The sequence below is a fragment of the Actinomadura barringtoniae genome, assembly GCF_017573505.1.
Taxonomy (GTDB): domain Bacteria; phylum Actinomycetota; class Actinomycetes; order Streptosporangiales; family Streptosporangiaceae; genus Spirillospora; species Spirillospora barringtoniae.
Genome location: NZ_JAGEOJ010000024.1, coordinates 133,082 through 154,339 on the forward strand (window position 1 = coordinate 133,082; position 21,258 = coordinate 154,339).

The following is a 21,258-nucleotide window of genomic DNA, read 5'->3' on the forward strand; positions in this document are numbered from 1 at the left end:
CCCGCGCGGTCTGAAGTCTCGGCAAAGGTTGCCGTCACCCCGGTGCGTGCCGCCCGGCGCCCGTCGCGCGCGTGGCTAACGTGCCTGGCCATGGAGCAGACGCCGAACGGGGCAGCCGCCGACGCCCCAGACCCGGCGCGCGACCAGGCCGCCCCCATGCCGCGCTGGCTGCCCAAGGCGTTCATGCTCGCCGCCGCGACCGTGCTGCTGTTCGCGGGCGGGCTGTGGATGCTGGCCAAGCTCAAGGGCCTGCTGCTCCTGCTGCTCACCTCGCTGTTCCTGGCGTTCGCCATCGAACCGGCCGTCAACTGGCTCGCCGACCGCGGCTGGCGGCGCGGCGTGGCGACCGGGGCGATGTTCCTGCTGCTGGCCGTCCTGGCGAGCGTGTTCTTCGGCGTGCTCGGCTCGCTGCTGGTCACCCAGTCCACCAACCTGGTGAACGGCTTCCCCAAGTACGTCGACGAGCTCATCGACTGGGTCAACTCCACCTTCGGCGCGCACGTGTCCAAGGACACCCTGTTCAGCAAGCTGCCGACCGTCACCGAGCAGGTCTCCCAGCACCTGTCGGACCTGGCCGGGAACGTGTGGGGGATCGGCGCCACCGCGTTCGGCGTCATCTTCAAGGCCCTCGGGGTGGTCCTGTTCACCTTCTACCTGTCGGCGCAGGGCCCGCAGTTCCGCCGCACCGTCTGCTCGCTGCTGCCGCCCCGCCGCCAGCACCAGGTGCTGTGGGCCTGGGAGATCGCCGTCACCAAGACCGGCGGCTACATCTACTCGCGCGCACTGCTCGCGCTGTTCTCCGCCGTCGCCCACTTCGCGGCGATGTGGTTCCTGGACGTGCCCTACGCCCTCACCCTCGCGCTGTGGGTCGGGGTGGTGTCGCAGTTCATCCCCACCGTCGGCACCTACATGGCCGGGGCCGCGCCCGTCCTGGTCGCCCTCACCCGCAGCCCCTCCACCGCGCTGTGGGTGCTGCTGTTCATCATCGCCTACCAGCAGTTCGAGAACTACGTCCTGCAGCCCCGCATCACCGCCAAGACCCTCGACATGCACCCCGCCGTCGCGTTCGGCATCGTCATCGCCGGCGCCGCCGTGATCGGGCCGGTCGGCGCGCTGCTGGCCCTGCCGATCGGCGCGAGCCTGCAGGCGTTCCTGTCGGCCTACATCCGCCGCTACGACGTCGAGGAGCACCCCCTCACCACCGTCGCGCCGAACCGGTGGCGGTTCCGGCCCCGCAAGCACGACTGAGCAGGGCGAGCGACCGGCGGTGAGCGGGCGGTGAGCATGGCGATCTCTGCCGTTGACGGCGGCGACCGGCGTGCTTACCGTGGCGGCAGAAACGCGATCTTGGTCGTGTCCTCCGCCGTTCGGGGGCGGCGCCGGAGCCACCGCAGGGAGCAGCCATGCACCGACCCCGTCGAACGATCGTCGCCGCCACCATCGCGGCGCTCGCCATGTCGAGCCTGACCCCGGCCGCCGCCCGCGCCGGCACCGCCGACCGGCCGCCCGGCGGCGACCGGCAACTGCTGCGGATGATCGGGTCGATGACGCTGGAGGAGAAGGCCGCGCAGCTGTTCGTGCTGCAGGTGTACGGCAAGAGCGCCGACACCACCGACCCCGCCGACGTCGCCCGCAACCAGAAGCTGTACGGCCTGGACAACGCCGCCCAGCTCATCACCCGCTACCAGCCCGGCGGCATCATCTACTACTCCGCCGACCCGCCCAACGTCGACAACCCCAAGCAGGTCGCCGCGTTCTCCAACGGCATCCAGCGCGCAGCCAAGGCCACCCGTCTGCACATCCCCGCCACCATCGCCACCGACCAGGAGGGCGGCATCGTCGCCCGCCTCCAGCCGCCCGCGACCCAGTCGCCCGGCAGCATGGCGCTGGCCGCGGGCCGCCGCCCCAACGACGCCCGCACGCTCGCCCGCATCACCGGCCAGGAGCTGCGCGCCGTCGGCATCAACACCGACTACGCGCCCGACTCCGACGTCAACTCCAACCCCGCCAACCCCGTCATCGGCGTTCGCTCGTTCGGCTCCGACCCCTCCCTGGTGTCGAAGTTCGTGACCTCGCAGATCGACGGCTACCGGTCCGGGAACGTCACCGCCACCGTCAAGCACTTCCCCGGCCACGGCGACACCTCGCTGGACAGCCACATCAGCGTCCCCAGGGTCGAGCACACCCGCGCGCAGTGGGAGAAGACCGACCTGCCGCCGTTCAAGGCCGCCATCGCCCGCGGCGTCGACTCCATCATGACCGCGCACATCATCTACCCGGCGCTGGACCCTTCCGAGGACCCCTCCACCCTCTCCAAGCCGATCGTCACCGGGATCCTGCGCGACAAACTGCACTACAACGGCGTCGTCATCACCGACGCCCTCGACATGCAGGGCGTGCGCGACAAGTACGGCGACGACCGCGTCCCGGTCCTGGCGCTCAAGGCGGGCGTGGACGTGCTGCTGAAGCCGCCGTCGTTCGACGCCAACGGCAACGGCGTGTTCCGCACCCAGCTGAACGCGGTCGTGAACGCCGTGCGCAGCGGTGAGCTCAGCGAGAAGCGCATCGACCAGTCGGTCTACCGGATCCTGGCGCTGAAGAAGAAGCGCGGCCTGTTCCGCAACCCCTTCGCCGACGAATCCAAGATCGACCAGGTGGTCGGGACGCCGCGCCACCTCGCCGACGCGCAGCGCGCCACCGACCCGACCACCACGCTGGTGAAGAACGACGCCAAACTGCTGCCGCTGAAGCCCGGTGCGCGCAAGGTCCTGGTCGCCGGCTGGGGCGTGACCACCACCAAGACCATCGCCGACACCTTCACCGCGCACGGCGCGACCGCCGGCGTCCAGGAGAGCGGCGTCAGCCCCACCCCCGAACGCATCCAGCAGACCGTCGCCGCGGCCAAGGACCAGGACCTCATCGTCGCCGTCACCAACCGCGCCTGGGACATCAAGGCGTCGCTGCCCGCCGAACCCCACAACGGCCCCGGCCAGATGAACCTGGTCAAGGCCCTGGTCGCCACCGGCAAGCCCGTCGTGGTGATCGCCGCACGCGACCCCTACGACATCGCCTACTTCCCCGAGGCCACCACCTACCTGGCCACCTACTCCTACACCGCCGAAGCGCTGCGCTCGGTCGGCAAGGTGCTGTTCGGCGAGATGAAGCCGGCGGGCAAGCTGCCGGTCGTCATCCCCAGCCGCGACGACCCGGACAAGGCGCTCTACCCGTTCGGGCACGGCCTGAGCTACTGATCGACACCTACTGATCGACGAAGCCGAGATGGGTGACGGTGGCCGCGATGCCCGCGATCTTCACGGCCACCTCCACCTTGCCGATCGTCCAGCTGGTGCTCGAATCGTCCGGTGCCCCCAGCTCGTTGATCGCCGCCACCGCTAGCTTGTCGCGGTCCTCGGTGCTGGGGATCAGCGCGACCATGCACAGCTGGTCGCGCTTGTTGAAGGAGTACTGGGTGATGTGCGTCTGGACCCCGAAGAACTTCTCGGGGCCTTGCCCGGTCCACCACCACTCGCCGTTGTGAAAGCTCGCCTCGGGAAAGCGCGCCTTGAAATCGGCGACCGAGGAGCCCCACGGCACCCCGTTCCAGCCCTCGGCGATCGCCTCCCGCGCCGAATACCCGCGTGCGCCCGAACCTGCGGCCGGAAGCGGGATGGCGGCACGGCGCCGCCGGAACAGCCGTCCCAGGCCACGGCCCGCCCGAGCCTCGGCTTCAGCAGGATCGGCACCGGGAGGATCGGAGGGAGCGTCGGCTTCGGGGGAGTCGAGACGTTCGGTGGGCTCGGCGTCCTCAGGCGGGCCGGCCGGCACGTCGATCGCGGTGACCATGGCGTCGACCGGCGCGGGCAGCCAGCCCTCGCCGCCGCCCGGTGACGCGCACGCCGCCAGCACGTCGGCGACCTCGGGACGCCCGGCCGGATCCTTGGTCAGGCACGCCTCGACCACCTCCGCCAGCTCCGGCGGGACGTCCTTCAGGTCGGGGCGTTCCTGCACGATCCGGTAGACCACGGCCGTCGGCATGCCGTCGCCGAACGGCGGCGAACCGGTCGCCGCGTACGCCAGCACCGCGCCGAGCGAGAACACATCGCTGGCCGGCCCGACCTCCTCGCCGCGCGCCTGCTCGGGCGACATGTAGGCCGGGGTGCCGAACACCGCGCCGGTCGTCGTCCCCGAGGTGACCTCCAGCGCCCGCGCGATGCCGAAGTCGATGACGCGCGGCCCGTCGGCGGCCAGGATGACGTTCCCCGGCTTCAGATCGCGGTGCACCAGCCCGCACTCGTGGATCGCGGCCAGCCCCTCGGCGAGCCCCGCGCCCAGCGTCCGCACCGTCGACGCCGGCAGCGGGCCGTGCTCCAGCACCGCCGCGCGCAGCGACGGGCCCGGCACGTACGCCGTCACCAGCCACGGCCGTTCGGCGTCGGGATCGGCGTCCACGACCTGCGCGGTGAAGAACCCGCCGACGCGCCGCGCCGCCTCCACCTCCACGGCGAAACGGCGGCGGAACTGCCGGTCGGCGCCGTACTCGGGCCGCACCAGCTTCACCGCGACCGGACGCCCGCCCGCCGAGCGCCCGAAGTACACCTGACCCATGCCGCCACCGCCAAGGCGGCCGAGAAGCCGATAGTCACCCACCTGTTCGGGATCGCCGGATTCGAGTGGTTCGATCGTCTCGCCTGGAATCGTCACATCTGGAATTGTCCCGGTCCGGATGGTAGGCACGCCACATGAACACTCCCACCGGCACGCCGGGACCGCAGCGGTTCGGGATCTTCCTCGCGCCGTTCCATCCAGTCGGGCAGAACCCCACCCTGGCCCTGGAACGCGACCTCGACCTCATCGCCCACCTGGACGCGCTCGGCTTCGACGAGGCGTGGATCGGCGAGCACCACTCCGCCGGCTACGAGATCATCGCCTCGCCGGAGGTGTTCATCGCCACCGCCGCCGAACGCACCCGCCACATCCGGCTCGGCACCGGGGTGTCCTCGCTGCCCTACCATCATCCGCTGATGCTGGCCGACCGGATGATCCTGCTGTCGCACCTGACGCGCGGCCGCGTGATGCTCGGCGTCGGGCCCGGCGCGCTGCCCTCGGACGCGTACATGATGGGCATCGAGGTCGCACGCCAGCGCGACATGATGGAAGAGGGCCTGGAGGCGCTGCTCGCGCTGCTGCGCGGCGAGGAGCCGGTGACCCGCAAGACCGACTGGTTCGAGCTGCGCGACGCCCGCACCCAGCTGCGCCCCTACCAGGACGAGCTGGAGGTCGCCGTCGCCGCGATGGTGTCGCCGTCGGGGCCGCGCGCCGCCGCCAGGCACGGCTGCTCGCTGCTGTCGCTGGGCGCCACCCAGACCGCCGGGTTCGACGCGCTCGGCTACCACTGGGGCGTCATGGAGGAACGCGCCGCCAAGTACGGCACCGTCGCCGACCGCGATTCCTGGCGGCTGGTCGGCCCGATGCACATCGCCGAGACCCGCGAGCAGGCCGCGCGGGAGGTGAAGTACGGGCTGGCGGACTGGGTCGGCTACTTCCAGAAGGTCGCCGCGCTGCCGATCGTTCCCGAGACCGAGGACCCCGACCAGCTCGTGGACGCCATCAACTCCGCCGGGATCGGCGTCATCGGCACCCCCGACGACGCCATCGCCCAGATCGAACGGCTCACCGCGCAGTCCGGCGGGTTCGGCACGTACCTGCTGATGGGCCACGAGTGGGCCGACACCGCCGCCACCCGCCACTCCTACGAGCTGTTCGCCCGCCACGTAGCCCCCGCCTTCCAGGGCACGGCCGCCGCTCTGGCCGCCAGCCGCGACTGGGCCGCCGCCAACCGGCCCCAGTTCATCGGCCAGGCGACCGACGCCATCATGACCAAGATCAAGGAGCACGCCGAGGAGACAGCCGGGGAGACGGCCAAGGAGACGGCCGGGGAATCGGCCGGGGAATCGGCCGGGGAATCGGCCGGGGCCGAGGGCGCGTCGCAGGGGTGAAGCACCTCGTCCCGTAAGGCAAGATCGAAGGATGCAGGTGCTCCGATCGGGGGGTGAGCGCCTTCCCTCCCGCACGCGTCCGTACGGGCCCTATGTCCTGCCGCTGGTCGCCGCGGCCGTCACCGTGGCGACCACGCTGGACGTGGTGGCCGGCGGGCCGCTGCGGCGTTTCGACGACTGGATCTTCTCAGGCGGGCTGCCGCCGCGCACCGGCGCCTGGCACTGGTTCTGGCGGACGATCGTCAACGGCGGCCAGTACTGGCTGGTCGGCACGGGCGCCGCGCTGGCCGCGCTGTGGGCGGCGTGGCGGATCCGCGACCGGGGCTGGCCACGGGTGCTGTGGCTGCTGGCGACCGCCGCCGCCTGGCTGGTCGGCACCGAGCTGGTGATCCGCGCGGCGCAGGTCGGCTTCGGCCGGACCCCGCCGCGCACCGGCACCGACCACCTGTTCCAGGACGGGTTCCTGTCCTATCCGTCCGGGCACGCCGCCAACGGCGCGGCCTGCTGGATCTTCATCCTGGCCGTGCTCGGCGCCTCGCGGCGCGCGGCGATCGCGGTCCACGCGCTGATCGCCGCCGTCGCCGTCGCGGTGGTCGCGCTCGGGTACCACTGGCCGACCGACGCCATCGCCGGATGGGGCCTCGGGGTGCTGCTCGGGTATACCGGGAGGGTCCTGGTCCTGGGGTGGGCTGGGTCACAGCGGGCCCCGGACCATTGACCGTAACCAAGCGCTTACCCAACGATGGGGGCGTACGGGCACAACGGTGTGAGGTGGTACGGCGATGGCCATCCAGGCGCGGCCGGGCGGAACGCACGACGAGATCAACATCAGCGACCTGAGGTTCTGGCTGCGGCGCCTCGAGGATCGCGCCGCCGCGTTCGCGGTGCTGCGCGGCGAGGACGGGCCGCGCTTCTACGCCGACCCGCCGATCCCGTTCACCGGGCGCGGCAAGGGCTACTGGGCGCTGGTGCGGCACGCCGACGTCGCCGAGGCCAGCCGCAATCCCAAGATCTTCTCCAGTGAGCCGAACGCGACCAGCGTCATCGACTCGCCGAGCTGGCTGAACCGCTACATCAACTCCATGATCAACATGGATGATCCGCGGCACGCCAAAATCCGGCGGATCGTGTCGCGCGCGTTCAGCCCCAAGATGCTGAGCAAGACCGAGGACGACGTGGTGAGGCGCGCCGAGCGCATCGTCGACGAGCTCATCGCCACCGGACCCGGCGACTTCGTCGCCAAGGTCGCGGTGCGGCTGCCGGTCGAGGTCATCTGCGACATGCTCGGCATCCCCGACGACCACTACCCGCGCGTCATCCGCCTGACCAACATCGTGCTGGGCAACTCCGACGCCGAGTTCACCGGCATCACCCCCGAGATGAAGAAGCTGCGCACCGGCATCGGCCTCGCCAAGGTCGCCCTGGCCAGCCGCGAGCTCCACAAGATCGCCGCCAAGCTCGGCAAGGAGCGCATCGCCGAGCCGACCGGCGACCTCACCTCCGCGCTGGTGAACGCCAACATCGAGGGCGAGAAGCTCACCGCGCAGGAGTTCGGCACGTTCTTCCTGCTGCTGGTCGTCGCCGGGAACGAGACCACCCGCACCGCCATCGCCCACGGCCTCAAGCTCTTCAGCGACAACCCCGCCCAGCGCGACCTGCTGCTGGAGGACTTCGACGGGCGGATCGGCGGCGCCGTGGAGGAGATCGTCCGCTACTCCACCCCGGTCATCAACTTCCGCCGCAACCTCACTCAGGACCACGAGATGAACGGGCATCTCTACCGCAAGGGCGACAAGGTCCTGCTGTTCTACAACTCGGCCAACCGCGACGAGAGCGTGTTCGAGGACCCCGACGCGTTCGACATCACCCGCGACCCCAACCCGCATCTGGGCTTCGGCGGGCCCGGACCGCATTTCTGCCTGGGCGCCAACCTCGCCCGCCGCGAGATCGCCGTGATGTTCCGCGAGCTGTTCACCCGCCTGCCCGACCTCCGCACCGACGGCGAGCCCGACCGGCTGGCCTCGACGTTCATCAACGGCTACAAGCGCCTGCCCTGCACCTTCACCGCCCCGTAGAGGCCGGCGCCGGCGGCCGGGCGCGGGCGGTCAGGGGTAGGTGGCCAGGGCAGGCGGTCAGGCGGGGAGGGTCACGCCGACCAGCTTGACCAGGAAGCGGTCGATCTGGTCCTCCAGCGGCGGGAACTCGTTGCCGGGGGAGTTGACGCGCAGCGACACCGCGCCGTGCACCGCGGCCCGCAGGTCGAGCGCGACCGCGGCCGCATCGTCGGGCGGGGCCAGCCCCGCGTCCATACAGCGCTGAACGGCTTCACGCGAGCGCGAGTTCAGCTCCTCCTTGAACGCCAGGTGCATGCGCTTGTTGAGGTCGCTCTCGTGCAGAACCTTGTAGAGCCCGCCGTTGGCGTGCACCCACGTGCCCAGGAAATGCAGCCGCGCCCGTAGCCGGCCCACCGGATCGACCGCCGACGCCTCGGCCTGGTCCAGGTCGCGGATCAGGTCGTTATGGCACCTCTCCAGCGCCGCGACCACCAGCTCGTCCTTGTCGGCGAAGTGGATGTAGACCGAGGTGGCGGCGATGCCGACCTCGCGCGAGACCGCCCGCATCGACAGGGCCTCGTCGTCGCCGAGCTCGTTCAGCAGCCGCAGCGTCGCCTCGAGGATCTCGCCGCGCAACCGCTCGCCCTGACCGCGCGGGTTGCGGCCCCGCCCCTTCGGGGGGCCGGGCGGCGGCGAGGAGTCGGACGAGGAGATCGCGTTCATGACCGGCATTGTATCGGTACGCCCGTTGCCTTACAGTCGTAGCGCTACAGCTGTTCAGTTAACGGGAGAACGCCTTGACCACCACCACGAGCACGACGCGGGCCCCCGCCGGCGCCGCCGTCCCCGACCCCCGCCGCTGGTGGGCGCTCGCCGCGGTCGCGACCGCCCAGCTGATGATCGGGATCGACCTCACGATCGTGAACATCGCGCTGCCCTCGGTGCAGCGCACCCTGCACATGTCCGACCCCACCCGCCAATGGGTGGTGACCCTCTTCGCCCTCTGCTACGGCGGCCTGCTGCTGCTCGGCGGCCGCCTGTCCGACCTGGCCGGACGCCGCCGCAGCCTGCTCATCGGGCTGACCGGCTTCGCGATGGCCTCCGCCCTCGGCGGCGCCGCCACCAGCCCCGCGATGCTGCTGGCCTCGCGCGGCCTGCAGGGCGTCTTCGGCGCGCTGCTCACCCCGGCGGTGCTGGCCACCCTCGCCGCCTCGTTCCCCCTGCCCGCCGAACGCGGCAAGGCGTTCGGCATCTACGGCACCGCGATGGGCAGCGCGTCGGGCCTCGGCGTCCTGCTCGGCGGAGTGCTCACCGACTACCTCGACTGGCGCTGGTGCATGTTCGTCAACCTGCCCGTCGCCGCGCTCGCCGCCGCCGGGGTCCTCTACGCCGTCCGGCCCGCGCCGCGCGTCGAGGGCGTCCGCATCGACTGGGCGGGCGCCGTGCTGGCCACCGCCGGGCTGATGGGCCTGGTCTTCGGCTTCGCCCGCGCCGAGCCCGACGGCTGGGGCGCGCCGGTCACGTTCCTGCCGCTGGTCGGCGGCGTGCTCGTACTGACGGCGTTCGTGCTCGTGCAGCGCAAGGCCGGGTCGCCGCTGCTGCCTTTGCGGGTGGTGCTGAACAGGCGCCGCGGCGGCTCCTACCTGGCGGTGTTCAGCCTGGCGGTCGGCATGTTCGCCGCGCTGTTCTTCCTGACCTTCTACCTGCAGAACGTCCTGCACTACTCGCCCGTGCGGGCAGGCGTGGCGTTCCTGCCCATCACCGCCGGGCTCATGCTCGGGGTCCGCGCGGTCAGCCGCCTGCTCGCACGAGCCTCCGTCCGGCTCCTGCTCGCCCCGGGCCTGCTGACCATCGCCGCCGGGCTCGGCCTGCTCGGCACGGTGCGAGCCGACAGCGGCTACTGGCTGCACGTCCTGCCGGTGCTCGCCCTGGTCGGCGCCGGAGCGGGCTGGTCCCTGGTCGCCGCCAACAGCATCGCCACACTCGGCGCGGGCCCCGACACCGCCGTCGCGGGCGCCATGGTGATGACCTCCCAGCAGATCGGCGCCTCCCTCGGCACCGCCCTGCTCAGCACCATCGCCGGAACCGCCGCCGCCCACCACCACGCCGCCACCCGCGCCGAGTCGGCCGTGTACGGCTTCAACGTCGCGAGCCTAGGAGCGGCCGCCTTCCTGTGCCTGGCCGCAGCCGCGGTCTTCCTCATCACCGGCAAGAAGGACCCAGCGCCCTGACCTGAGCACACCCTCACCTGAGCACACCCTCACCCGAGCGAACCCTCACCTGCGCGAACCCTCACCTGCGCGAACTTTCACCTGCGCGAGACCTGACCTGAACGAACCCCGATCTGAGCGAACCCTGATCTGAGCGAACCCTGATCTGAGCGAACGCAAGGCCCGGCAGACGCACACTCGTCCGCCGGGCCTTACCCGTTCGCGAGGAACCGTCAGGCGTCGGCCGCGAGGATTTCGGCGAGCTCGTGCGGCGTGGAGAACATCGGCCAGTGCCCCGTCGGCAGCTCCCGGTAGGTCCACTCCGGCCCGCTCATCAGCGCGAACGCCGGAATGCCCGCCGAGGCCATCTGCTCCACCGCCGCGAGCGGGAAAGTGTTGAGCACCAGCGTCTTGGGCGTGCTCGGCAACGGCTCGGGCCGCGTCATCGCCTCGTCCCACGACGCGTACGGCTGCGGCGTCCCGCGCCGGGCGAACTCCTCGAGGTGCTCGGCCGTGAGCCCGGCCAGCAACTGCGGATCAGCGGCCGGGTCCAGATCGCGCACTGGGATCTTCCACCCCTCACCCTCGCTCTCCACCTGCTTGACGGTCGCCGCCTGCTCCTCGGGGTCGAAGAACTCGATGCCGCGCATCCCCGACGGCAGCGGCCCGGTGTCGACATACACGACCCGCTTGATCCGCTCGGGAATCCGGTCGGCGGCCCCCGTTCCCGGAACGTTGGCGCCGCTGTGCAGCACCAGGATCACCTCGCGCAGATCGTTGTCCTCGATCACCCCCGTGATGTCGGCGACGTGAGTCTGCACGCCCACGTCCCGGGTCAGCTCGCCCGCCCGTTCGGCCAGCCCCGTGAGCGTCACCGCGAACACCTCGTGACCCGCCGCGCGCAGGTCCGCGGCCACCTCGTCCCACGCCCACGCGCCGAGCCAGAAGCCGGGGACCAGCACATATGTCGCCATCTCGAGATCCTCTCCTCGTTGGTGATGTCTTCAACGTACGGTTGATACCGGACAACTCCCGCCCGGATAAAGAGAGTGACCTGTGTCACATCCGACGACCCGCGTTCTGGCGATGCTGGAACTGCTGCAGGCCCACCACCGCATCGGCGGCGCCGAGCTCGCCGAGCGCCTGGGCGTGGACGAGCGCACGGTCCGCCGCTACGCCGCCCGCCTGGAAGAACTCGGCATCCCTGTCGTTGCCGACCGCGGCCGCTACGGCGGCTACGGCCTCATGCCCGGCTACAAGCTCCCGCCGCTCATGCTCAGCGACGACGAGGCGACCGCCGTCGTCCTCGGCCTGATCGCCGGGCGGCGCCTCGGCCTGCCCGGCGACTCCACCGAGACCGCCCTCGCCAAGGTCCAGCGCGTCCTGCCCACCGCCCTGCGCGAACGAGTCCAGGCACTCCAAGAGACACTCGGCTTCACCCTCGCCGCCCGCGACGGCACCGCACCCGGCACCGCCGCCCTCCTCACCCTCGCCGCAGCCGCTCGCGACCAGCGCCGGGTCCACCTGCGCTACCGCTCATGGCAGGGCGGCGAGAGCACCCGCGACCTGGACCCCTACGGCCTGGTCTTCCACTCCGGCCGCTGGTACGTCACCGGTCACGACCACCACAGCGGCGAGGTCCGCACCTTCCGCGTCGACCGCGTCCTGTCGGCCGAGGCGGGGGAGGAGACCTACGAGGTCCCCGACGGCGTAGACCCCGTCCAGCACGTCACCCGTTCCCTGGCCGAGGTCCCCTACCGCCACGAGGTCGAGGTCGTCCTGGAGACCACCCTGGACCAGGCCCGCCGCCGCATCCCCGCCTCCACCGCCACCCTTACCGAGACCGACGGCGGAGTCCTCATGCTCACCCGCGCCGAACGCCTGGACGGCATGGCCCACATGCTCGCCGGCCTCGGCTGGCCCTTCACCATCCGCCGCCCCGAAGCCCTCCGCTCCGCCGTCCGAGACTTCAGCGACCACCTCCGCGCCCAAGCCAACCGCTAACCCCCACCACGCCACCACCACCAGCGCGGCGTGAGTGAGGTGGTGGGTGACGGGCCGGGCGGGGGCTAGGCCAGGCCGGCGTCGTGGGCTAGGAGGGCGATCTGGGTGCGGTTGTCCAGGTCGAGCTTGGTGAGGATGTGGGACACGTGGGCTTTGACGGTCGCCACGGTCATGTAGAGCTCGGTGGCGATCTCGGCGTTGCTGTGGCCTCGCGCGATCGCCAGGACCACTTCGTTCTCGCGCGGGCTGAGGCCGGCGAGCGCGGCGCGGGCGCGTTCGTAGGCTCCGGCCTGTACGGCGGTGCGGTCCATCAGGCGGCGGGTGATCTGCGGCGACAGGATCGGCTCTCCGGCCGCGACCGAGGTGATCGCCTCGACGATCCTGGCGGGCGGGGTGTCCTTGAGCAGGAAGCCGCTCGCCCCGGCCCGCAGCGCGTGCAGGATGTTCTCGTCGGTGTCGAACGTGGTCAGCACGATCACCTCGGGCGGGTCCGCGCGTTCGCGGAGGCGGCCGGTCGCGGTGATGCCGTCCACCCGGGGCATCCGCAGGTCCATGAGCACCACGTCGGGTGCGTGCGCGTCGGCGGCCGCGGGCACCTCGGCGCCGTCGGCCGCCTCGCCGACCACCTCGATGCCGCCCGCGCCGTTGATCATCATGGACAGGCCCGCGCGGACCAGGGGGTCGTCGTCGACGATCAGCACGCGCAGCGCGCGGGGCGGGTGGTTCACGCGGGCCATGGTAGCCAGGCGTGCAGCCGGAACTCCCCGCCGGTCACCTGGTGGTCGAGGCTCCCGCCCGCCAGCCGCACCCGCTCGGTCAGGCCGACCAGACCGGTGCCGCTGCCGGGGATCGACGGCGCCGCGCCGGGGTCGGCGGGGAGGCGGTTGCGGATGTCGATGACCAGCCGGTCGCCGGGGCTTCCTTCGAGGGCCACGCAGACCTGGCGCCCTGCGGCGTGCTTGCGTGCGTTGGTCAGGCCCTCTTGGACGACGCGGTAGACGGTCCGGGCGGTGGCGGCGGGCAGCGTGGCGGCGTCCACGGTCGTGTCGGTCAGTTCTACTTCGCCTCCGGCGTCGCGCGACTCCTCGACCAGGCGGGGGAGGTCGGCCAGGACGGGCTGGGGACGGGAGCTCTCGCCCTCCTCGTCGTCCTCGCGCAGCACGATGATCACCTGGCGGAGCTCGTCGAGGGCCAGGTGCGCGCCGTCGCGGACCACGCCCGCGGCCTTGGCCAGCTGCTCGGGAGGGGCGTCGGGCCGGTACTCCAGCGCGCCCGCGTAGGTCGCCAGGAGCGAGAGGCGATGCGCCAGAACGTCGTGCATCTCGCGGGCGATCCGGGTCCGTTCCATCATCCGTGCCTCGGCGACCCGGCGGCCCTGCTCGGCCTCGGCCCGCCGGGCCCGTTCACGCAACGAGTCCAGCAGCGCTCGGCGTGCCTGGCCGAGCGTTCCCCAGCCGACCAGCGCCCCGTAACTGATCACGATCAGCGCCAGCCACCAGCCGAACGAGATCCCCCCGCTGGGCCGCCACAACCCCTGCACCACATGCGCCGCGACACCGGCGGCCGCCACCGCCAGCGCGACCGGGAAACGGCGGCGCTGCGCCACCAGCAGGGCCGCGACCGTGGCGGGCGCCGTCGCCGCCGGTGACAGGGTCGCCAGGGCGGTCAGCACGAGCGCCCCGGCGATCGGCCACCGCAGCAGGACCGGCATCAGCGCCAGGCTGAGGACGCCGATCGCGACGTCCAGCCAGGGCAGCGCCGACCCGGGACGCGCGACGAACTGGCCCCAGACCGTCACGCCGATCATGGCGGCCATCGCCACGATCACGCCCGCCTCCGCGGCGAACGGGATCGGCGGACGCTTGACCTCGGTATTCACGGGCTCAGGCTAGCTCCGTGCCCGCTCGCGCCGACACCGACGAAAGTAGGTGGTCGCCCCCACTCTCGTCGCAACCGCTCCCGTCTCGCGGCCGATGCCGAGCCCTCCGCCCAGGCGGCACTGTGGGAACTCCCCGAGCAAGGAGGCCTCCGGTGCCCTACGGATATCTGTTCAGTGTGGCGCTCATCGCGTGCGGCACGGCTGCCGCGCTGTACCCGCTGCGTCGGCCGGAGCGGCTGGCCGGCCTGACCTTCCGGGCAGGCATCGTGCCGAACGAGGTCCCGTTCATGGCGCTGTTCCTGCTGCTGGGCTCCACGCTGATCGCCGCCGCGCAGCAGGACCTGGGATCGCTGGGCGCCAAGATCACCGCCGGGGTCGCGGTCGCGGCCGCCGTGGGTTTGGTGGTCGTGATCCGGCGGCAGCTGACGGCCGGTCCCTCGATCGAGAACGCTTTCCGCGACGCCCTGGGCGGCGGATGGCGGGAGTCGCTGGCTCCGGATTTGGCCGACGGCCTGCGTCGGCGGCTCCCGTACGGGCGGATCCTGGTCGGGCTCTTCATCTGGCGGCGGGACGTGAAGCGGATCGCCAACCTCAGCTACGGCGACGCGGGCAAGCGCAACCGCCTGGACGTCTACCGCCACCGTTCGGCCCCCAAGGGCGGCCCGGTCCTGGTCTACTTCCACGGCGGCGGCTACTACAGCGGCCGCAAGAACCGCGAGGCCAGGCCGCTCCTCAACCGGCTGGCCGGCCAGGGATGGGTCTGCATCAGCGCTAACTACCGGCTGCGGCCCAAGGCCGACTTCCTCGACCACCTCACCGACGCCAAGAAGGTCATCGCGTGGGCGCGCGAGCACGGCCACGAGTACGGCGCCGACACCGACACCCTCTTCATGTCGGGCAGCTCAGCGGGCGCCCATATGACCGCCCTGTGCGCGCTCACCCAGAACGACCCCGCCTATCAGGCGGGCTTCGAGACCGCCGACACCTCCATCACCGGCGCCATCTGCCTGTACGGCTACTACGGCGACTACTACGGGCACCCCGAAGGGACGTCGACGCCCATGGCCTACGTCCGCGAGGACGCGCCCCCGTTCCTGGTCGTCCACGGCGACGCCGACTCCCTCGTACCCGTGCAGGCGGCACGCGACTTTGTCGGCACGCTGCGCGGCGCCTCCGCCAACCCGGTCATCTACGCCGAGCTGCCCGGCGCCCAGCACTCCTTCGACCTGTTCCACTCGCTGCGCTTCGACCGCGTCGTCGACGCCGCCGAGGCGTTCGCCGCCTGGGTCAGGTCCCGGCAGGACACCGATGACCGCGCCTGAGGAACGGCCGCGTGCAGTCCGGGCTTCGGCTCGGGCTTGGGCTTCGGACGTGTGTTCAGCCGCGGCCGACGAACGAGGGCATCGCGGTGGCCATCACGGTCATGAACTGGACGTTGGCGTCCAGCGGCAGGCCCGCCATGTAGAGGACGCCGTCCACCACGTTCTTGACGTCCATCACCGGCTCGGAGTTCAGCGAGTCGTCGGCCTGCAGCGTCCCGGTGCCGAACGCGCTGGTCATGTCGGTGGCGGCGTTGCCGATGTCGATCTGCCCGCACGCGATGCCGTGCCGCCGGCCCTCCAGCGACAGCGTCTTGGTCAGCCCGGTCATGGCGTGCTTGCTGGAGGTGTAGGCGATCGAGTTCGGGCGCGGCGTGTGCGCCGACAGCGAGCCGTTGTTGATGATGCGGCCGCCCCGCGGGCTCTGGTCCTTCATGAGGCGGAACGCCTGCTGGGCGCACAGGAACGAGCCGGTCAGGTTGGTGTCGATCACCGCGCGCCACTGCTCGTACGAGAAGTCCTCGACAGGGGACGGGCTGCCGAACTGCCCGGCGTTGTTCACCAGCAGATCCAGCCGCCCCCACCGGTCATGGACGGCCGTGAAGAGCGCCTCGACCGACTCCGGCGAGGTGACATCGGTGGGCACGGCGATGGTCTGGGTTTCGGCGGACTCGGCGATCTCTTCGAGAGGCTCGCTGCGGCGGCCCGCGAGCGCCACCTGCCAGCCCGCGTCGATCAGCGCCTTCGCGACGGCCGCGCCGATCCCCGAACCTGCACCGGTCACCAGAGCCACCTGGGTGGGAGCGTCCACGGGTCACCGTCCCCTTCGAAGCGTCATTGATCCTCGGGATTGAGTCTGCCAGGCGCCGCGAGTCACCCGGCCGCCGCAGCCAGTGAACCCGCCAGGGCGTCGAGCGCCGCGGCGTAGGCGTGCTCGGCGGGCGTCGCGTAGCCGACGACCAGCCCCTGCGGGTGATCGCCGGGCTCGTGCCAGCGGTCGCCCAGGCGTCCGACCTCCAGCCCGCGCGAGGCCGCCTCCTCGATGACGTTGAGCTCGGTGGGGCCACCGGCGGGCAGGTCGATCAGCGCGTGCAGGCCAGCCGCGACACCGTTCACCACGAACCGGCTCCCGATGCGTTCCACCAGGCGGTCGCGGCGCCGCTGATAGCGCAGGCGGCACGTGCGGATGTGGCGGTCATAGGCGTGCCGGTCGATGAAGTCGGCGAACGTCAGCTGACCGATCGTCTCGGTGTGGTGATCGCTGAAGCGCTTGGCCTCCACGACCGGCTCGAGCAGCCGAGGCGGCACCACCATCCAGCCCAGGCGCAGGGCCGGGCCGAGCGTCTTGGAGGCCGTTCCGAGGTAGACGACATGGTCGGGCGCCGTGCCCTGCACCGCGCCCACGGGCTGCCGGTCGAAGCGGAACTCGCCGTCGTAGTCGTTCTCCAGTACCAGGCCACCGGAGTCACGCGCCCAGTCGGTGAGCGCTCGGCGCCGGTCCGGGTGCAGCGTCTCGCCGGTCGGGTACTGGTGGGCGGGCGTCACCTCGACCGCGCTCATATCGGGGAACGCGCTGGTGGACAGCAGATCGGTCCGCGCTCCCAGGCCGTCGACCGGTAGCGCGACGACCTCGCCGCCGTTGCGCCGCACGACCTCGCGGTGGAACGGCGCGCCCGGGTCCTCCATCGCGATCGTAGCCGCACGCCTGCGAACGCCACCGCCAACGCCAACGCGAGTACCAACGTCAACGTCGGCGCGAACGGCACCGCCACCGCGACCGCCGGTGCGAGTACCAACGTCAGCGCCGGTTTGAATGCCACCGCCAACGCCTGTGCGAAGGCCAACGTCAGCCCCGGTGCCAATGCGGGCGTCGAGGCTGACGTTGGCGCAGGCTCCGGTGCCGGTGCCGGTCTCGGCGAGAGCGCGGGTGAGCAGGGCGAGCGCCTGAACGTAGCCGTTGGTGATCACGATCAGGTCCGGGGACGCGGAGACGCCGCGCGCACGCCCCAGGTATTCGGCCAGCGCCGTGCGCAACTCGATCCGGCCGCGCGGATCGCCATAGCCGTACGCCTCGGCCGGCGCCGCCACGAGTGCCTTGCGCGCCGACCTCAGCCAGGCCGCCGTGGGGAACGCCGAGACGTCCGGGCTGCCCGGCCGCAGATCGTGTCGCGGGCGTTCACCGCGTGGTGGATCGAGGAGCGGCGGAGCAGGGCCAGGAGCGGGCTCGTCGTGGGGGAGCCGTGCGACGCGGGTGCCCGATCCCTGGTGGGCGACCAGGTAGCCCTCGGCGATCAGCTGGTCGTAGGCCGCCCGTACGGTCCCGCGTGACAGGCCCAGGTCGGCGGCGAGCCTGCGGCTGGCGGGCAGCCGCGCGTCCGGCGTGAGCCGCCCGGACCGTACGGCATCGCGGAGCGCCTGCTCCAGCCCGACACGACGGCCGGTGGCCGGATCGAGCTCCAGAAGCAGGTCGACGCCGAAAGTGGGCCAGGATTCGCTCACAGTATTGGATCTTAGCTCTAGCCCATTCGCGCCTTAACGTCGCTGGCGTGACCTCACGGACCATCTGGCTTCTCGCCCTCACTAACGGCCTCACGGTCGCCAACCTCTACTACTGCCAGCCGCTTCTGCCGCAGATCGAAGCCTCGTTCGGCGGCAGCGCGGGGGTGGGGAGCCTCGTCACGCTCAACCAGGTGGGCTACGCGCTCGGCCTGGTGCTGGTGGTCCCGCTCGGCGACATCGTCCGGCGGCGGCTGCTTGTCTGCGTGCTGCTGTGCGTTGAGGTCGCGGCCCTGGTGGTCACCGCGGCGGCCCCCGGCGTCGGGCTGCTGCTGGTCGCCGGAACGGTGCTGGGCGTCGCCACCTCCAGCGTTTTGCAGATCCTGCTGCCGTACGCGGCCACCATCGCCGCCGAGCACGAGCGGGGCCGGGCGGTCGGAACGATGGTGATGGGGTCGCTCACCGGCGTGCTGCTGTCCCGAACGGTCGCCGGGCTGGTCGGCGAGGTGGCCGGATGGCGCGGGATGTTCGTGGTCGCGGCCGTCATCACGGCTCTCCTGGCACTGATGACGGCCCGCGTGATGGACTCGGCGCCGCCGGAGCTGGCGATCGGCTACCGGGCGCAGCTGAGGGAAACCGTTCGGCTGGCCGTGACCGAGCCCGTGCTGCGGCGCCGGTCGATGATCGGCGCGTGCGTGTTCGCGGCCTTCGGCGCGTTCTGGGCGACCATCGCCTACCTCCTGGCCGGGCCCCACTTCAGATACAGCGGAGCCGAAATCGGTGCGTTCGCGCTGGTCGGGGCTGCGGGGGCGATCGTGGCCAGGCCCTCGGGGCGGGCCGCCGACCGGGGGTGGCAGCGGCCGCTGACCGGTGCTCTGCTCGCGCTCGGCGTCCTCTCGTACGCGGCGCTGTGGGCGGGTGAACGGAGCCTGGCCTGGCTGATCGTCGGCGTCCTGGTGGTGGACGTGGCGATCTCCGGCACCCACCTGCTCAACATGAGCGTCGTCTACGGGCTCGTTCAGGGCGCGCGTTCGCGGATCGCCTCGGTCTACATGACCGCCTACACGCTGGGCGGCGTCGCGGGATCGGCCGCGGGCACGGCCGCGTTCAGGGCAGGCGGCTGGAGCGCGGTCTCGGCGGTCGGCGCGTCGTGCATGCTGCTCGGCCTGGCTGCCTGGGCTTGGCCGCCGAGGCTGAGGCTGAGGCTCGGCCGCCTGCGCGACTCGGGTGATCTGGTGAAGCCAATGTCACCTTCGCGGTGAGCGCTGAGCTCGTACGGGCGGGCGCAGACTCCGGTGTCATGGAGATCGACGGAGTCATCACGACCGGCGAGGACGTCGCGGACGAGACCCGGGAGTTCAACCGCAGCCTGGCGGAACTGCTCGCGAGCATCCCCGCCCCGTACGAGGTCGACGACCCTCCCGCGACCCGGGCGGCCCGGGCACGCGGAGACGGGCCGTTCCCGGCGCCGGTGCGGCTGCCCGAGGGGAACGACTCGGCGGTGCCCGGCCGTTCCGGCGACATCCCCGTACGGATCTTCCGGCCCAGCCAGGCGCGCGGCGTCTACCTGCACATTCACGGCGGCGGTTGGACGCTCGGCGCGGTCGACGGGCAAGACCCGATGCTGTGGCAGCTGGCCCAGTCGGCGGGCGTCGCGGTCGTCAGCGTCGACTACCGGCTGGCGCCCGAGCATCCCTACCCCGCGGGGCCCGACGACTGCGAGGACGTCGCGCGGTGGCTCATCGCGGAGGCGCAGGCCGAGTTCGGCACCGACCGGCTCGTGATCGGAGGAGAGTCGGCGGGCGGCCACCTCAGCGCCACGACCCTGCTGCGCCTCGGGGAGGACGCCCGCCACTTCAGCGCGGCGCAGCTCACGTTCGGCGTCTTCGACCTGGGGCTCAGCCCGAGCCAGCGGTACGCCGACGAACTGCTGGTCATCCCCACGGCGACCATGCTGTGGTTCTACAAGCAGTTCCTGCCGGACCGCGACCGCGAGGAATGCCGCGACCCCGCGTACTCCCCGCTGTACGCGGACCTGCGCGGGATGCCGCCCGCCCGCTTCGTCGTCGGCAGCGCAGACCCGCTGCTGGACGACAGCCTGTTCATGGCCGCCCGCTGGCGCGCCGCCGGCAACGCCGCCGAACTGGAGATCGTCGCCGAGGCGGTGCACGGCTTCACCGCCTACCCCCTGACGATCTCCAAGCGGGAGCTGGACAAACAGGCCGAGTTCATCGGGCGCGCCGTCGGCCGATGAGTTTTCGTCCCCGGCCGGGTCCACACTCCGACCTGAGGAATGCCCGGATCGGGAGGCACGATGATCGAGAAAGTACGTTCGGCCGACGGCACCGAGATCGCGTTCGAACGTTCGGGCACCGGCCCGGTGGTGGTGCTGGTCTCGGGCGCGACGTGCACGCGGCACAGCGACGCGCCGCACGCCGAGCTGCTGTCCGAACGGTTCACCGTGCTCAACTACGACCGCCGGGGCCGCGGCGACAGCGGCGACACCGAGCCGTACGCGCCGCAGCGTGAGATCGAGGACCTCGCGGCCGTCATCGCGGCGGGCGACGGGCCTGCCTGCGTGCTCGGCTTCTCCTCCGGGGCCGCCATCGCGCTGGACGCCGCTGCCGCCGGCGTACCGATCGACAAGCTGGCGCTGTGGGAGGCACCGTTCTCCGTCGACGACCCGGAGGCGCCCGCCCGTGCGAGGGAGGAGATCGCTGAAATCCAGTCCCTGCTCGCCGAAGGTCGCCACGGCGACGTGGTGGCGCAGTTCTTCATGAAGACGGGGATGCCCGAGAGCGTCGTCGCGCAGATGCGGCAGCAGCCCTGGTGGCAGGGCATCGAACGCATCGCGCACACCCTGGTCTACGACTACACGTTCATGGCCGACGGGCTGGTCCCCGAACGCTACGCCGCGCTCGAGACGCCCACGCTCGTGCTGGGCGGTGGCGAGAGCCACGGCTTCCTGGAGCTCGCGGTCCAGGCCACCGCCAAGGCCGTCCCGGGCGCCGACCTGCGCATCGTCGCCGGACAGAACCACGGCGTCCAAGCCGAGGCCCTGGCACCCATCGTGACCGAGTTCTTCGCCACCTGACCACCAGCCCACCACCTGCCCACGTCTCGGCCACCCCGGCGCCTCGGCCGACCGCCGTCGGCTTAACGTGGTGGCCAGGGCGTGGTGGCCAGGGCGTGGTGGCCAGGGCGTGGTGGCCAGGGCGTGGTGGCCAGGGCGTGGTGGCCAGGGCGTGGTGGCCAGGGCGTGGTGGCCAGGGCGTGGTGGCCAAGGCGTGGTGCTCAGGG

General features: G+C 71.7%; 18 protein-coding genes. 11 read left to right on the forward strand and 7 right to left on the reverse strand.

Translation table 11 applies throughout. The features are described 5' to 3' along the window. The first annotated feature begins 90 nt into the window (after positions 1-90). Together J4573_RS44085 and J4573_RS44090 are read left to right on the forward strand one after the other, a co-directional pair. A complete protein-coding gene (locus tag J4573_RS44085) occupies positions 91-1,248 on the forward strand; it encodes an AI-2E family transporter (RefSeq protein WP_208262294.1) in 1,158 nt (385 codons plus the stop codon). 155 nt (positions 1,249-1,403) lie between these two features. Further along, entirely contained in the window at positions 1,404-3,251 is a 1,848-nt protein-coding gene (locus J4573_RS44090; protein WP_208262296.1) for a glycoside hydrolase family 3 protein, read from the forward strand. Positions 3,252-3,258: 7 nt separating this feature from the next. On the opposite strand, the gene J4573_RS44095 is transcribed toward J4573_RS44090, so the two are convergent. Continuing rightward, positions 3,259-4,701: a serine/threonine-protein kinase gene (locus J4573_RS44095; RefSeq protein ID WP_307797404.1), complete on the reverse strand. Its 1,443-nt coding sequence runs from the start codon at positions 4,699-4,701 to the stop codon at positions 3,259-3,261. 38 nt (positions 4,702-4,739) lie between these two features. On the opposite strand from J4573_RS44095, the gene J4573_RS44100 reads away from it, so the two are divergent. The 3 genes from J4573_RS44100 to J4573_RS44110 all read left to right on the forward strand — a co-directional run bounded on the left by J4573_RS44100 (position 4,740) and on the right by J4573_RS44110 (position 8,071). Next, positions 4,740-5,996: an LLM class flavin-dependent oxidoreductase gene (locus J4573_RS44100; protein WP_208262298.1), complete on the forward strand. Its 1,257-nt coding sequence runs from the start codon at positions 4,740-4,742 to the stop codon at positions 5,994-5,996. A gap of 31 nt (positions 5,997-6,027) precedes the next feature. Then, on the forward strand, positions 6,028-6,714 hold the full coding sequence (locus J4573_RS44105; RefSeq protein ID WP_208262299.1) for a phosphatase PAP2 family protein: 687 nt from the start codon (positions 6,028-6,030) through the stop codon (positions 6,712-6,714). A 64-nt stretch (positions 6,715-6,778) separates the two neighbouring features. Next, entirely contained in the window at positions 6,779-8,071 is a 1,293-nt protein-coding gene (locus tag J4573_RS44110) for a cytochrome P450 (protein WP_208262300.1), read from the forward strand. A gap of 57 nt (positions 8,072-8,128) precedes the next feature. On the opposite strand, the gene J4573_RS44115 is transcribed toward J4573_RS44110, so the two are convergent. Next, on the reverse strand, positions 8,129-8,773 hold the full coding sequence (locus tag J4573_RS44115) for a TetR/AcrR family transcriptional regulator (protein WP_243774562.1): 645 nt from the start codon (positions 8,771-8,773) through the stop codon (positions 8,129-8,131). Between the two features lie 74 nt (positions 8,774-8,847). Here J4573_RS44115 and J4573_RS44120 point away from each other — a divergent pair, with 74 nt between their 5' ends. Further along, positions 8,848-10,281, forward strand: a complete 1,434-nt coding sequence (locus tag J4573_RS44120; RefSeq protein ID WP_243774563.1) for an MFS transporter — start codon at positions 8,848-8,850, stop codon at positions 10,279-10,281. 212 nt (positions 10,282-10,493) lie between these two features. Here J4573_RS44120 and J4573_RS44125 read toward each other — a convergent pair whose 3' ends face one another. After that, positions 10,494-11,234, reverse strand: a complete 741-nt coding sequence (locus tag J4573_RS44125) for an alpha/beta fold hydrolase (protein ID WP_208262301.1) — start codon at positions 11,232-11,234, stop codon at positions 10,494-10,496. A gap of 82 nt (positions 11,235-11,316) precedes the next feature. Between J4573_RS44125 and J4573_RS55720 the strand changes: the two genes are divergently transcribed. Further along, a complete protein-coding gene (locus J4573_RS55720; protein ID WP_307797406.1) occupies positions 11,317-12,264 on the forward strand; it encodes a helix-turn-helix transcriptional regulator in 948 nt (315 codons plus the stop codon). A 65-nt stretch (positions 12,265-12,329) separates the two neighbouring features. Here J4573_RS55720 and J4573_RS44135 read toward each other — a convergent pair whose 3' ends face one another. Beyond that, positions 12,330-13,001, reverse strand: coding sequence for a response regulator (locus J4573_RS44135; RefSeq protein WP_208262302.1), 672 nt, complete (start codon positions 12,999-13,001; stop codon positions 12,330-12,332). Then, positions 12,989-14,143, reverse strand: a complete 1,155-nt coding sequence (locus tag J4573_RS56440; RefSeq protein ID WP_307797407.1) for a sensor histidine kinase — start codon at positions 14,141-14,143, stop codon at positions 12,989-12,991. The genes J4573_RS44135 and J4573_RS56440 overlap by 13 nt, the downstream gene beginning before the upstream one ends. 152 nt (positions 14,144-14,295) lie before the next feature. Here J4573_RS56440 and J4573_RS44145 point away from each other — a divergent pair, with 152 nt between their 5' ends. Further along, positions 14,296-15,465 (forward strand): alpha/beta hydrolase, encoded by a 1,170-nt coding sequence (locus J4573_RS44145; protein WP_208262303.1) that lies wholly within the window; start codon positions 14,296-14,298, stop codon positions 15,463-15,465. Positions 15,466-15,520: 55 nt separating this feature from the next. Here J4573_RS44145 and J4573_RS44150 read toward each other — a convergent pair whose 3' ends face one another. Beyond that, positions 15,521-16,273, reverse strand: coding sequence for an SDR family oxidoreductase (locus tag J4573_RS44150; protein ID WP_307797408.1), 753 nt, complete (start codon positions 16,271-16,273; stop codon positions 15,521-15,523). Between the two features lie 62 nt (positions 16,274-16,335). Next, positions 16,336-17,961: an aminotransferase-like domain-containing protein gene (locus J4573_RS54815; protein WP_307797410.1), complete on the reverse strand. Its 1,626-nt coding sequence runs from the start codon at positions 17,959-17,961 to the stop codon at positions 16,336-16,338. A gap of 47 nt (positions 17,962-18,008) precedes the next feature. On the opposite strand from J4573_RS54815, the gene J4573_RS44165 reads away from it, so the two are divergent. Genes J4573_RS44165 through J4573_RS44175 form a run of 3 tightly spaced genes read left to right on the forward strand, consistent with a single transcriptional unit; the run spans position 18,009 to position 21,052 of the window. Beyond that, complete coding sequence (locus J4573_RS44165; RefSeq protein ID WP_208262304.1) at positions 18,009-19,220, forward strand: MFS transporter; 1,212 nt, start codon at positions 18,009-18,011, stop codon at positions 19,218-19,220. A 38-nt stretch (positions 19,221-19,258) separates the two neighbouring features. Beyond that, positions 19,259-20,212 carry an alpha/beta hydrolase gene (locus J4573_RS44170; RefSeq protein WP_208262305.1) on the forward strand — a complete coding sequence of 318 codons (954 nt, stop codon included), beginning with the start codon at positions 19,259-19,261 and terminating at the stop codon, positions 20,210-20,212. A 60-nt stretch (positions 20,213-20,272) separates the two neighbouring features. Beyond that, positions 20,273-21,052, forward strand: coding sequence for an alpha/beta fold hydrolase (locus tag J4573_RS44175; RefSeq protein ID WP_208262306.1), 780 nt, complete (start codon positions 20,273-20,275; stop codon positions 21,050-21,052). Positions 21,053-21,258: the final 206 nt, after the last annotated feature.